The organism is Thalassospira sp. SM2505, from assembly GCF_054901115.1.
In genome coordinates, this window is the sequence record NZ_CM142731.1 from 1838313 (window position 1) to 1851671 (window position 13359).

13 protein-coding genes and 2 tRNA genes are annotated in these 13359 nt (G+C 52.8%); 10 read left to right on the plus strand and 5 right to left on the minus strand.

Annotation, left to right across the window (positions count from 1 at the left end; genetic code table 11):
- Positions 1 to 544: 544 nt before the first annotated feature.
- Together ACTU44_RS08285 and ACTU44_RS08290 are read left to right on the plus strand one after the other, a co-directional pair.
- On the plus strand, positions 545 to 1168 hold the full coding sequence (locus tag ACTU44_RS08285; RefSeq protein WP_114099280.1) for a LysE family translocator: 624 nt from the start codon (positions 545 to 547) through the stop codon (positions 1166 to 1168).
- 118 nt (positions 1169 to 1286) lie between these two features.
- Positions 1287 to 1610, plus strand: a complete 324-nt coding sequence (locus tag ACTU44_RS08290; RefSeq protein ID WP_336083475.1) for a hypothetical protein — start codon at positions 1287 to 1289, stop codon at positions 1608 to 1610.
- 92 nt (positions 1611 to 1702) lie between these two features.
- On the opposite strand, the gene ACTU44_RS08295 is transcribed toward ACTU44_RS08290, so the two are convergent.
- On the minus strand, positions 1703 to 2737 hold the full coding sequence (locus ACTU44_RS08295) for a hypothetical protein (protein WP_114099282.1): 1035 nt from the start codon (positions 2735 to 2737) through the stop codon (positions 1703 to 1705).
- 203 nt (positions 2738 to 2940) lie between these two features.
- Positions 2941 to 3966, minus strand: coding sequence for a GGDEF domain-containing protein (locus ACTU44_RS08300; protein ID WP_336083472.1), 1026 nt, complete (start codon positions 3964 to 3966; stop codon positions 2941 to 2943).
- Positions 3967 to 4237: 271 nt separating this feature from the next.
- Here ACTU44_RS08300 and ACTU44_RS08305 point away from each other — a divergent pair, with 271 nt between their 5' ends.
- From ACTU44_RS08305 to ACTU44_RS08315, 3 genes are all read left to right on the plus strand, one after another.
- Entirely contained in the window at positions 4238 to 5023 is a 786-nt protein-coding gene (locus ACTU44_RS08305) for a hypothetical protein (protein WP_462097179.1), read from the plus strand.
- A 360-nt stretch (positions 5024 to 5383) separates the two neighbouring features.
- On the plus strand, positions 5384 to 5590 hold the full coding sequence (locus tag ACTU44_RS08310) for a cold-shock protein (protein ID WP_008892097.1): 207 nt from the start codon (positions 5384 to 5386) through the stop codon (positions 5588 to 5590).
- Positions 5591 to 5719: 129 nt separating this feature from the next.
- Complete coding sequence (locus ACTU44_RS08315; RefSeq protein ID WP_462097180.1) at positions 5720 to 6391, plus strand: 5-formyltetrahydrofolate cyclo-ligase; 672 nt, start codon at positions 5720 to 5722, stop codon at positions 6389 to 6391.
- Positions 6392 to 6403: 12 nt separating this feature from the next.
- Here the strand turns inward: ACTU44_RS08315 and ACTU44_RS08320 are convergent, their stop codons facing one another.
- The 3 genes from ACTU44_RS08320 to ACTU44_RS08330 all read right to left on the minus strand — a co-directional run bounded on the left by ACTU44_RS08320 (position 6404) and on the right by ACTU44_RS08330 (position 7141).
- Positions 6404 to 6796 (minus strand): GFA family protein, encoded by a 393-nt coding sequence (locus ACTU44_RS08320; protein WP_114099286.1) that lies wholly within the window; start codon positions 6794 to 6796, stop codon positions 6404 to 6406.
- Positions 6797 to 6912: 116 nt separating this feature from the next.
- Positions 6913 to 6986, minus strand: a tRNA-Gln gene (locus ACTU44_RS08325).
- 81 nt (positions 6987 to 7067) lie between these two features.
- Positions 7068 to 7141 (minus strand) — tRNA-Gln (locus ACTU44_RS08330).
- Positions 7142 to 7384: 243 nt separating this feature from the next.
- Between ACTU44_RS08330 and ACTU44_RS08335 the strand changes: the two genes are divergently transcribed.
- The 5 genes from ACTU44_RS08335 (at position 7385) to guaB (ending at position 13178) form a co-directional block, all read left to right on the plus strand.
- Positions 7385 to 8575: a Ppx/GppA phosphatase family protein gene (locus tag ACTU44_RS08335; protein ID WP_336083465.1), complete on the plus strand. Its 1191-nt coding sequence runs from the start codon at positions 7385 to 7387 to the stop codon at positions 8573 to 8575.
- Between the two features lie 63 nt (positions 8576 to 8638).
- Positions 8639 to 9445 (plus strand): RlmE family RNA methyltransferase, encoded by an 807-nt coding sequence (locus tag ACTU44_RS08340; RefSeq protein WP_114099287.1) that lies wholly within the window; start codon positions 8639 to 8641, stop codon positions 9443 to 9445.
- 177 nt (positions 9446 to 9622) lie between these two features.
- On the plus strand, positions 9623 to 10147 hold the full coding sequence (locus ACTU44_RS08345) for a PAS domain-containing protein (RefSeq protein WP_114099288.1): 525 nt from the start codon (positions 9623 to 9625) through the stop codon (positions 10145 to 10147).
- Positions 10122 to 11459 (plus strand): methyl-accepting chemotaxis protein, encoded by a 1338-nt coding sequence (locus ACTU44_RS08350; RefSeq protein WP_181850362.1) that lies wholly within the window; start codon positions 10122 to 10124, stop codon positions 11457 to 11459. The genes ACTU44_RS08345 and ACTU44_RS08350 overlap by 26 nt, the downstream gene beginning before the upstream one ends.
- Positions 11460 to 11711: 252 nt before the next feature.
- Entirely contained in the window at positions 11712 to 13178 is a 1467-nt protein-coding gene (gene guaB, locus ACTU44_RS08355) for an IMP dehydrogenase (RefSeq protein ID WP_336083460.1), read from the plus strand.
- Positions 13179 to 13359: the final 181 nt, after the last annotated feature.

The following is a 13359-nucleotide window of genomic DNA, read 5'->3' on the forward strand; positions in this document are numbered from 1 at the left end:
TCCCCTGAGCTGCGGCAAATGGATCGACTATATGTCCTGTGATCCGGGCCGTCATGTTTCGCTCAGGGGCGAGTAAGTCGTAGCGAGCCTAGGGCTGCGAGAACAATAAGACCGAGTAGAAGGTTTAGGGCAGACAGCACAACGCCACCGAAAGCTTTTGCTTCGGCGCGGTCGGCATATGCATCAATGTTGCAAATGTCTGCGGTCATCGGTCTTCATCAATTGGCTTTGGTGCCAGTCATCGCTGGCGATGCCCCAATTTCGTCGGACGACCGGTTCGGGTCAAGTAATTTTTGTACCTTTTCGTGTCTTTTTAGGGTGGAATTTAGCGAGGGTGCCGAAAACAGCTACGATATCGGCCTGTTTTCAAGGTGCTGATGCCGGTTTTCGATGATCGCTGCGCGCGCATATGTTGGTATTTCCGCTATACCAAAAAGATGCTGGTCGGAATTTCGGATATCGGGTAGTGGTTTTGTCCTGATCTGGTCGTGCCCCACAGAATGACCATCAGAATCGCGCACCACTCCAGCCACAGGAACTATTCATGGTCAGTCTGTCCTTGATCGGGGCCTTTATCCCGACGGCATTTTTTGTGTCAATCACGCCGGGTATGTGCATGACCCTTGCGTTAACACTTGGCATGACCATCGGATTGCGCCGTACGCTTTGGATGATGGCAGGTGAACTGGTCGGCGTTGGCATTGTTGTCGTGGCATCCGCACTGGGGGTTGCCACCGTGATGTTACAATATCCGGCGGTATTTGCTGTCTTCAAGTATGTGGGCGGGGCCTATCTGGCCTGGCTTGGTATCCAGATGTGGCGTTCACGCGGGCGCATGGCCCTTTCGGCCGAAGTCGAAGGTGCCAAAACCGCAACGGCAGGCAGTCTGATCACGCAGGGCTTTGTTACGGCAATTGCCAATCCGAAGGGCTGGGCGTTCATGATTTCTCTGTTGCCTCCCTTCATCAGCCTGCAGCATGCCATTGCTCCGCAGCTTTCGGTTCTGGTCGCGATCATTCTGGTGACCGAACTGATTTGCATGACGCTTTATGCAACTGGCGGCCGCTCCTTACGTCGTTTCCTTGAAAAAAGCGGCAATGTCCGGGTCTTGAACCGGGTCGCCGGTACCCTGATGATCGGGGTCGGTGTCTGGCTTGCGAGCAGTTGAGAACAGCTTCCGGTTTGGTCTCAGATATTGACTGGCATCCATAAGACAAAGTTGAAGTTTGTTTTTTGGATGCAGTGTAATCATATGTAATCAAACAACTGTTGTGGGATATTTGGCTATGCGCGAGATACGCTGTATCGTTTTTGAAGATGGCGAATTGATCAAGGCACTTTTGGCGCATGGTCGAAGGACTGGCAAAGCATTACCAGCCGGGCATATCAGCAGTTTTGAAATTCAAAGATCAAAGGACGTTATCGCCCGCATGACGATTACCTCGGACGAGGGTGGAAAGACCATTGTGCCGACTTCGGGGGCGGAACTTGCTGCGGCGATGATTGCCTATTGTATTGATCGCAAAGTGCCTGTGCCTGCGAATTCTGCAAAGGCAATCACTGTGATCGACGATCATGTGGCGCTGAAGATCACTATGAGCGGTGACTGACCCGACATTTTCCCGGACTGTGAAAAAAAATAAAGGCGCGAACAGTGTGTTCGCGCCTTTTATACATTCGCCGGGCAGGATGAGGGTGGTGTTTACCACTGCATCATTTTGCCTTTGAGCGCGCCCATGCGTTCATCTTCATTTTTGAAGCTGTGTTGTTCCGACACGCCGTCCTGCATTTTGGTGATCAGCAGCCATTCCTTGACCTTCATGAAGCGTGGAGCAAGGAACTGGTATGTATCCTTGACCAGACGGACCGCCTGCGGGCCACGTTCAAGTTCAAGTTCTTCCCACTGAATAATCAGCGGTTGCCAGGCGCGCAGGCGCTTGTAAAGATCGTCACGCTTGCTACGGATATATTGGCGTTGTGACGTGAAGTTACGCAGAACCGACATGATTTCACCGGTATTGGCATCAAGCTCGTCAAAGGTGTTTTCGAACTTCCTTTTGGCGTCATCCAGCAGCCGGATGGCCTGCGTGACGGTCTCAAGAACGCCTTTTTCATGGGCATAGATGCGGCGAAGTTCCTGCATCTTGCGATCCACCGTCAGGATTTTGCGATACCGTACGCGCAGCGTTTCGATATAGGACAACTCGTCGGCAACCTGATGGACAAGATTGACGACTTCCTCGCGGTTTTCCTTGCCAAACCCGAGTTTCTCGGCAACCTCGTCAAAGGCCTGGTTGATCTTTTTCTTGGTGTTCGGATCTTCGGCGATCTGCATCAGTTCGTCCGGGTCAGTAATGAGTTCTTCACTTCCTGACATCCAGGTCACGAGCTGCATGGTGATACGGTTATAGGCGATTGCCTGATTTTCCTCGTCGACTTCCCATGATGCTTCGCCAGTTAGAACTTCCAGTGGCAGATTGTCGCCGGGGCGCAACACACTAACGAAATTCAGGGCCTGGTCGATCAGGCTGATGAGGTCGCCATCCTTGGAATCAGGGTCAATGTCGAATTCGCGGCAAATGGCGCGCAAAGGCAATGAAACGACAGATCCCTCTGCCATTTTAAGGACAAAGAGAGCTTCGTCTGAGATATCAGACTTCTGGAAGTGGCATTCGTCGAACGTTTTGAAGATCTTGTGTTCAAGCTCGATCTTGCGTTCGGTCTTAGGTGTCTTCATTCGGTTGCTCCGCCCCGCAAAGCCTTTGCACTTCTATGTTGTGCATTACAGGGTCGATTGTAAGTGGCTCGAACCTGTCATTTCGACTTGTCAGGACACGTGTGTTGGCTCGATGTCTACCTGCTTGTTCTTCGTTCCGGTTTTCTCTTGTGTCAGAGATTTTGTCGCCGGAAACGACTGCATTGATGCCTTATACCACTGAATTACTGCAGAACGCAGGTGTTCCTGCCATCCTGTTTCGCGAGATAAAGGGCTTTGTCTGCGCGGTCAACAAACTCAAGTATATTCTCCCCTAGTTGGTAGGACGTCAAGCCAATAGAAACGGTTAACTTACCGAAATCCTTGCCTGTTTTCTTGTTTATAATGCGCTGTGTCGAGACGTTTTCACGGAGTTTGTTTGCCAGCTTTTCAGAATTCTCTTTCGTGGTATTGGGCAAAATCACGGCGAATTCCTCGCCGCCATAGCGCGCAACGGTGTCCGCCCCTTTGGTCGAACTGACGAGAACCCGGGCGACGGCTTTCAGAACCCCGTCACCAGCCCGATGTCCGAAATTGTCATTGAACTCTTTGAAATGATCGATATCGATCATCAGTAACGATAATGGTGCCCCGGTTTCCATTGTGGTGGTAACGGCATCACGCAGCGAATTGTCGAAATTCTTGCGGTTGGCAATGCCGGTCAGTGTATCGGTCAGGGCATCGCGCCGCACCAGTTCAAGTTCGTTACGTACCCGGCGCACTTCCTTGTGATATTCGTCAAGACTGCCATTGAATGATCCATAGCATTCCCGTGCCTTTTGAGATGTCCCCGAAAGATCGCGGCTGACAGAGCGTGCATCATCAAGGGTGATATCATCGGATGAAAGCTTTTGGGATGCGCTGTCAAATTCATCACAGAACAGTTCTGTATCCCGCATCACGGAATGAACTGCTTCCTCGACACGTTCGACGGCGGCCTGCAGACCTTCGACACCCTGATTGATGTGCTGTTCCATCGCATGTGAGCCAAGATATTTGTGATAAATCCGAAAAACGGTTTCTTCATCGAGTTCCTGTGTGTTTTTGATCAGGACCTTGAGGAGCTGGCACAGTTCGGGAATTTCATCTGAAACGTAGCTATAAAACACGTGATAAACCTGTGGCGTTGGCTGCAGGTTAAGTTCATTTATCAGCGCCATGACAGTATGCGCGATATCACGCGGGTTTGCGATCTTGGTTGTCGCTGTCACTTGATCTATTCCGATCCGAAAGTCGTTCCCATTCAGTATTTTCGGTGTCCCGGTTCGTCTTTATTGCATCTTATGATCTGATGTTTTTGCGCTCGTGCATGCGCCATTTCGACGCATTCTGGATTCATTGTTCCATAATCCATCTAATTGTAGGGCAATGTCACGTGAAACCGTCGAACAAATCATGACAAAATCAGACATTCATTTTTAAAGAGGCCGTTAAGGCATTACGAGATAACGGCTTCTTGAACTGAAAGATATAGAATGCCACATGTTATCCCTGTCGGGAGTTTACCTTCATGGTGGTGTCATGGTGTTGATCTTGTCGTTCCGCACTGTTGCTTTGACAATTGTGGTCATTGTTTGTGGTGTGTTCTCGATCACAACCACGATGGCGTCAGAACCTGCGCCGTCAGGCGCAAACCGCGCGCATATCAGGGTCGGAAATGTCGTGCATGTAACGCCGACATGGCTTTCGACATTGTCCTCGCAGCAAGCCCGGTTTTACAATGTCCTGGTGGCGTCGCCGGATATGGACTGGCATGATGGTATGCCGTTCGACCGGATGATGAGCCTTTATGATCAGGGAAACCTTGATTGTATTGTCGCCGAAGGATACCGGGCGCTCGAAGGAACGATCATTTCCCGACATGATGTTCTGTTCGAACTGGTTATATTCGGACGGACCGGAGATACCTTGCTGGATCGCAATGTGATTACGGTAGGATATCTTGCAACCTTGCCAAAGCTCGAAATGCCCTTTGCTCAACCGATTGAATGGTATGGGTTACGTACCATCAGGCAGGGCGCTGAACTGGTCAGGGTTGGCAGGATTGACGTGCTTGTTGCGCATGCCGGATTGTTTGACGAAGACCCGCTTATCGAGCAAATGCCATTCCCGCCGGTTCATGTCGTTGTGCTGACATTGCAATGCCATGATACGCCGGAAAATCGCAGCTTTCTGTCGAGCTTTGACAGGCGCATGGACACCGAACGTGAACGTGTTGAAAATCTTCCCGGAAGTCATCAATTGCTGCGTCATTTCATGTCCTATTGACCATGGGCCTGGAATGGATGGGTCAGATTTTTCCAAACGAGTGTCGCAGGCTGGAGCCATTATGGACATTCCCGGTTGTCGCGGTTTTATCTATGGGTGTTGAGCGGTTTTGAATTTTCAACCATAGGAAATTACATGATCGACAGCGAATATCCGATGCCGAAAATCGAACTTCATACATGAATCCATTGCACTAAGCCCGAAATTCGCGTAATTGTTGAAACGATGCAGTGCATCTTTCATGTGCATGGTTGCCTTCAAGTTGAAAGTAATTGTGCTCTTTATGGGTGTGGTGCAGGGACTCTTTCTAGCATCTCCTTCTTCGGGGGTGCGCTTACTAAACTAAGGACGACTACGGATATGGCTACCGGAACGGTTAAGTGGTTCAATGCGACCAAGGGTTATGGCTTCATCACCCCGGACGAAGGCGGAAAAGATGCATTCGTGCACATCACCGCTGTTCAGCGTGCTGGTCTGCAGGGACTTGATGAAGGGCAGAAGATTCAGTTTGAGCTGATTGAAGGTCGCAATGGCCGCATGTCGGCAGAAGAACTCGCCATTCTCTAATTTTCTATCTGGCTTGCAGCTTTTTTGCTGACAACCGTTAACGCGCCGGGCTCCCGGCGCGTTATGCGTTTATGGGGTTTTGCTGTAGGCTTTCCGTTCCGAGAAACCCGAAAACAGTGTGTAACGTCCATGAGCCTTGATCTTCCCGCCCCACCGTCATCCGAGGATGAAAAAAGCCAGTCCGAGTGGCGACAAGCCATCAGGCGGGTGTTGCTCGATTGGCGCGCGACACTGGATGCGGAAACGCACCGGCATCTTTCGGACCTGGTACGATCCAGTTTCAAGGCTTTCCTTTTAGAGCGCCCCAAGGCCACTGTCGGCTTCTACTGGCCAATCCAGAACGAGATTGATCTGCGCCCGGTTATTGAAAGCCATCTTGATAGCGGCGGCAATGCTGCCTTGCCAGTGGTATCGGGCAAGGACAAGCCGATGGTCTTTCATAACTGGACGCATGACAGTGAAATGGCACCAGGATATGCCAGGATTCCCGAACCGCAAAACAGTGACGAAGTTCCTGTTCATGTACTGTTGGCGCCACTGGTCGGGTTCGACCGGGCAGGGTACCGGTTGGGTTATGGTGGTGGTTTTTTTGACCGCACTCTTGCGACCATGTCCCGCAAGCCTTTGGTGGTCGGGATCGGGTTCGAGGCGACCGGCATCGAGGACATCAAACCACACCAATATGACATACCGGTCGACATCCTGATTACAGATGCAGGCGTCCGGTTTGTAACAGATCGGGCGGAACCGGCGGGTGGCAAGTCTGATCAGTCATCACCGCCCTGTCATTTGTGCAGCTAGACTACCTGCGCCCTAATCCTCGTTACGGCGCGACGATGGCCGGTCTTTTTCGTAGCTGTGCTTGAGCGGGAAGGAGGGGAGCCATCCTTCACGCCGGATGGTCCAGAGTTCATATGTCGGGGCAAACTGGTCTGGCGCGTCAAAGATACCCAGATTGATTTCGATCTCGTCGTCACTGTGGCCGTAAATCGACGAGCCGCAGGTCGGACAAAAATGCCGTCCTTCAAATGAACTGGTGTTGCCGGTGACGGTTACTGCGTTTTGCGGAAAAATGGCAGAGGCATGAAACAGCGCACCATGGTGCTTGCGGCAATCCAGGCAATGGCACAACCCCACCCGATAGGGGGTACTGGTTGCCTCAATCCGAACCTTGCCGCAAAGGCAGCCGCCTGTGACGCGATCCATCTTCCGTCTCCTGAAAAATGCAATAACCCCCAAGCTTTACAATGAACAGCTGTTCATGTGCAAACGCCAGCGCGCAAATGTCAGGATATCAAGGGATGTGTTCAGGAAGGGCAGAGTGGCTGGGGAACCTGGACTCGAACCAGGACTAGCGGAGTCAGAGTCCGCGGGTCTACCATTAACCTATTCCCCAGCAGTATCTTGCTGTGCGTTATTTATATCCCGGACCGCATGTCATGCGCAATGTTCGGGCCATTGCGACGTCCGGCAAAGTTGGCTGGGGAACCTGGACTCGAACCAGGACTAGCGGAGTCAGAGTCCGCGGGTCTACCATTAACCTATTCCCCAAGAAAACTTGGTCCGCCCGACACGCGATGTGTCATGGCGTGGGGCGCTATGTATTAAACCCGCCCGGTTTTGGCAACCCCTTTTTTGTTTCGATTTGTTCAACCATGCGATTACTGCATACGGGATTTGCCTTGTCGGGGATTGTCGTTACACTCATATAGCTGATTCGCAGGATCGTCATATAAATGTCTTGATGATCCCCGATACAGATTGAGCAGATAACAAAAGGCAGGTTCTCAGAAGGTGAAGCAGGTTAATCCCCATAGCAACTCGCACAGGGCAGAAAGCCCCGCAGGCGGCGCTGCCATGGGTGACCATGCGGTGCTTGATGTGCCCGAGAAACCCGCAATGCCAAAACCCGGCCAGGCCGTTCAGGTGCCTGGCGAGCGCGGCAAACCTGCGCGCATGGTTGATTGCATCACCGCCCCGCTTTATGCAGCGATTGATCTTGGCAGTTCGAACTGCCGGCTTCTGGTTGCGCGTCCGTGTAATGACGGGTTCAAAGTGATTGATGCGTTTTCACGTGTTGTCCGGCTGGGAGAGGGCGTGCGCGAAAAGGGATATCTGTGCGAAGCGGCGATGGAACGCGCGATTGATGCGCTGCGTGTCTGTGCCAAGAAATTGCGTCGCCATCCGGGCGCACGGTTGCGTGCTGTTGCGACCGAGGCCTGTCGCACGGCCAATAACCGGGACGAATTCGTCCGTCGTGTTCAGGACGAAACCGGCATTACCCTTGATATTATCAATCCCGATGAAGAAAGCCGTCTGGCACTTCAGGCCTGCTCGGCCCTTCTTGATGAGCGCCCCTATGCCGTCGTGTTTGATATTGGCGGTGGCAGTACGGAAATATGCTGGATCAAGGTCGATAGCACGGGGAAGACCCAGTGCATTGAAACGCTTTCGATGCCTTGCGGTGTCTTGTGCCTGACCGAACGCTATGCCTCGGTTGAGGAACGGCGCGAACGGTTTGAGGCCATGCGTACCGAAATCCGTCAGCGTCTTGAAGAATTTGCCAAGCGCAATTGCTGCACTGACATGCTTGATGACGACAAGGTGCAGATGGTCGGTACGTCGGGCACTGTAACGACGTTCTGCGGCATTGCGCTTGGTCTTGAACGTTATGAGCGTCACAAGGTCGACGGATCGGAATTGCGCTTTGATGATGCCGAACGCGTGACCGAGCTTCTGCTCCGGATGGAAGCCGACAAACGCAAGGGCCATCCCTGCATCGGTAATCAGCGTGCAGAATTGATGGATGCGGGCGCTGCGATTTTCGCCGCGATTCGCGATATCTGGCCTTTGGCGACACTCAAGGTCGCTGATCGGGGCCTGCGCGAAGGTATTTTGGTCGATTTGATGCGTGCGGATGGTCATGCTATTGACCCGTGCGACGCACGCCGTCATACAGTGTCGCATATTCCGGCCACATCCTGATCGGTCAGACGAGAACGTCCCGACAGGTCATTGGCCAAAACAGAATTCAGTTCAGGAAAGATCATGAGCGAAAATCGCAGCGGAAAAGGCGGGCAGCGCCGCCGCAAGGGTTCGGCCATTGCAGCCATTGATACCGGTGCGCGGCGTGGCCTGCGTACACGTGTCAAAAGTGCCAAGGGACGGAAACTGTCATCGACGCGCTGGCTTGATCGTCAGCTCAATGATCCTTACGTTCAGGAAGCCAAGCGCCTTGGCTATCGGTCGCGTGCGGCTTTCAAGCTGATTGAAATCAACAACCAGTTCGACTTGCTCCGTCCGGGCATGCGTATTGTTGACCTTGGTGCCGCACCAGGTGGCTGGACGCAGGTCGCCATTGACATGGTCGGCTCCAAACAGGGGCGTGGTCAGGTTGTTGGTCTTGATATTCTCGAATGGGAAGGCCTGTCGGGGGCTACCTGTTTGCAGGCCGACTTCCTTGATCCCGAAGCACCCAACATGATCAAACGCGCCCTTGATGGCCCGGTTGATGCGGTGATTTCCGACATGTCGCCCGAAACCACCGGGCATCGTCAGACCGATCACATCCGGATCATTGATCTGGTTGAACATGCGCTTTTGTTTGCCGAAGAAGTTCTGGCGCCGGGCGGCATCTTTATTGCCAAGGTGTTCAAGGGCGGCACGGAAAACGATCTTCTTGATCGTGTGAAAAAGAACTTCCGTGTCACCAAACATGCCAAGCCACCGGCATCGCGTCCCGAAAGCCCGGAGGCCTATCTGATCGCGACCGGCTTCCGTGGTCAGAACAATGCGGAAGACGATATCAAGAATGCCGAAGTTGGCGAAGGTGATGGATGGTCACCTGTTGAATAGGTGCTGATTTTGCCGTCATTCGATATTGAAACGGGAAAATCAAATATTCGTTTTCGCTTGCGCTACATCAAACCAGCTCGCAGACTTTACAGGTTATAGTTGCAGTTAAATCTGCAACGTAATGATTGTGGGAAATAGGGGCCGTTCGGGGACGGTCCTTAGAGTGGGGTGTGTCTGATGAAACAAGACAGTCTGTTCTTGACCGGCGTCGAACGTCATTTCGACGAAGACGAAATTATTGTGTCAAAAACCGATCTTAAAGGTCGGATCACTTATGCAAATGATGTGTTTCTGCGGGTGGCTGGATATCACGAAAGAGATATCCTTGGTCAGCCCCACAGCATTATCCGCCATCCCGATATGCCAAGATGTGTCTTTTCGTTGTTGTGGCAGACCATCGAAGCCGGGCGCGAGATCTTTGCCTATGTCATCAATCGTTGCTCGAACGGCGACCATTACTGGGTTCTCGCCAACGTGACGCCGACCTTCGGGCCGCAGGGCAAAATCATCGGGTATCATTCCAACCGTCGTGTTCCGCGACGCGATGCAATTGAAAAAGTCATTCCGCTATATGCGGCCCTTTGCGAAGAAGAAGCAAAAGAACGAAATCGCAAAGATGGAATGGCGCGGGGAACCGCGATGGTCGGCAAGCTTTTGGGGGAAGCAGGCATCGATTATGATCAATTTGTTTTCACTCTCTAACCTGCGATTGGTGCTGGCGGTGTGCTGGTGCCTAGGGCTTTTGACAGTTTCGTCTGTGTTCGCCGTTCCTGAACTCATGGCCTATGCGATCCCGGTGCTTGGCGGATTGCTGACGGTTTGCTGTGTGTCGGGGGGGCTGACCATCTATCGCCAGCAGCGTTATCTTGATGAATTGTGCGATACCGTTCTTGCTGCTGCAGATGGCAACATGGATGCCCGCATTTCCAATCGTCAAAAGCGCGGCAAGCTTGCAAACATGCAAAATGCGGTCAACCAGCTGCTTGATCTGACCGAGGCCTTTACCAAGGAAGCCGCAGCGGCAATGAACTGTGCGTCGAGAGGCGACTATTACCGCAAGATCGTCCCGCGCGGATTGCGCGGTGATCTGGTCGGCTATGCCGAGAAGGTCAATAGCGCACTCGAGATTATGGATGTTCAGACCAAAACGTTCCGCAGCAGTGCAGGGCGGATTGGTGATGATCTCAAACTTGTTGTTGGTGATTTGTCCAACAGTGCGCGAAGCCTGAGTTCAAATTCAGACTTCCTGTCGCAAAATGTCACCAGAATTGCCGATCAGGCTGCCGAGATGCGAAAGGCGGCCGAAGAAAGCAGTGCTGCGCTTGACGGGATAGCAACGGCTACCGAGCAGTTCAGTGGGTCGATCCAGCAAATCGGGAGCCAGATTGACGGTTCGGCGACCTTGTCTGAAACCGCAGTCGAACGGGCCCGTTCAGCCGCCGAGCATATGGAACGTCTTGATGCATTGGCAACACGCGTAACCGGCGTTGTCGAATTGATTACCGATGTTGCCGAACAAACGAATCTTCTGGCGCTGAATGCAACGATCGAGGCTGCGCGCGCAGGTGAAGCTGGCAAGGGATTTGCGGTTGTTGCGTCCGAGGTCAAAAACCTTGCCAATCAGTCCAGTCATGCCGCCGAAGAAGTCATTCGTGAAATCGGCGAGATGCAGGAAATGACCCGCGAAGCGGTGGCCTTTGTTCGAGATATCAGTGAAAAGATTAATGAAATCGATGATGGTGCGCGCCTTGTTGCCAACGCAACGCGTGAGCAAACCGACGCGGTGAACGAGATCAGCAATCGTATCGAGCAAGCTGTCTGCCGCATGCGTGATATTGTCACCAGTGTCGGACATGTTGCTTCGGGAACGAATGATTCCCGTGAAGTTCTGGTCACGCTGCATAACGAGGCGACTGGCCTGTTAGGGCGTGCAGAATCACTTGATGGTGACGTCCGGAACTTTATCAGCCAGGTTCTTGATGACCGTGCGAAAGAAACCGCCAAGCAGGCATAGTTAAGGTTCCGCGCAAGTCTTGTGCGCATGGCGAAACCGGATTTTATGTCTGGAAATTGGGGATGATGGCGATTGTTTAATCAGAACAATGTGACTGACCAGCCTGACAGCAGTCCCATCGACCAGTTTCTAACGGAATGCGCAAAATAAAGCATCAATAAAATCACAGGGCTGTTATGGGCGCGGAAAACTTGGCATTTGGGGCATAACATGTATAAATTCCGCGCCAACTCAGATTAACGAGGTGGCCAGATGACCCGCATTGTAGAAGCCCTGACGTTTGACGACGTTTTGATCAAACCCGCAGCATCCGAAGTGCTGCCTGCTCAGGTGCAGACCAATACCCGCATTACCAAGAAGATTGACCTGAAGATCCCGCTGCTTTCCTCGGCTATGGATACCGTAACCGAAAGTGCAATGGCGATTGTAATGGCGCAGCATGGCGGCATGGGGGTTATTCACAAGAACCTCGATATCGCTCAGCAGGCCGAAGAAGTTCGCCGTGTAAAGAAATTCGAATCGGGCATGGTTGTTAACCCGATCACCATCCACCCGGACCAGACGCTGGCAGATGCGCTTGATCTTATGGATGTGAACCACATTTCCGGTATTCCGGTTGTTGAACGTGGTTCGAACAAACTGGTCGGTATTCTGACCAACCGTGATGTTCGTTTCGCTTCGAACCGCGCACAGCCGGTTTCCGAACTGATGACCCACGAAGGTCTGGTGACGGTAACCGAGAATGTCGATACCACCGAAGCCAAGAAACTTCTGCATCAGCACCGTATCGAAAAGCTTCTGGTTGTTGACGATGCCTATCGTTGCACCGGCCTGATTACGGTCAAGGACATCGAGAAAGCCAAGCTGCACCCGAATGCCTGTAAGGACGAAAGCGGTCGCCTGCGTGTTGCTGCGGCAACCGGCGTTGGCGAAGCAGGCTTTGAACGTGCTACGGCTCTGGTCGAAGCCGGTGTTGATATTCTGGTCATTGATACTGCCCATGGCCACTCGGCTGGCGTGATCAAGGCGGTTGAACAGATCAAGTCAAAAGTCGGCGACACCCAGATCATTGCAGGTAACGTTGCAACCGCTGCTGCGGTAAAGGCATTGGCCGAAGCCGGTGCAGATGCTGTCAAGGTCGGTATCGGTCCGGGCTCGATTTGCACCACCCGTATTGTTGCCGGTGTTGGCGTTCCGCAGCTTACAGCTGTGATGGATTGTGCCGAAATGGCCCATACCCTTGATATTCCGATTATCGCAGATGGCGGGATCAAGTTCTCGGGTGACATCGCCAAGGCAATGGCAGCGGGTGCGAGCACCTGCATGGTTGGCTCGCTTCTGGCCGGTACGGACGAAGCACCGGGCGAAGTCATCCTGTATCAGGGCCGTTCGTACAAATCCTATCGTGGTATGGGGTCGGTTGGTGCGATGGCACGTGGCTCGGCTGACCGTTACTTCCAGCAGGATGTTCAGGATAACCTGAAACTGGTTCCCGAAGGCATCGAAGGCCGCGTTCCTTACAAAGGTCCGGCAGGCCAGATCATTCATCAGCTGGTCGGCGGTCTTAAGGCGTCCATGGGTTATACCGGTTCGGCAACGCTTGCCGATTTCCGTGAACGTGCCGAGTTTGTTCGCATCACAAATGCGGGCCTGCGCGAAAGCCACGCCCATGATGTGACCATCACCCGCGAAGCCCCGAACTATCGTCCGGGCAGCTAGACGGAACGCTTCGCTTCTTGATTGGCTTGGCTGCCTTGCGTTTGACGCTGTTGGCGAAAGGGCCAAGCCATGATAAGAGCGGCGCAAGAATTCGGGTGACGGCAGGCTTTCCTGCCGTCATCGTCTTTTTTATCGTATTTATCGCAAGGCGTGTTCGCGCTTCCCATATCCGAAGCAGCAG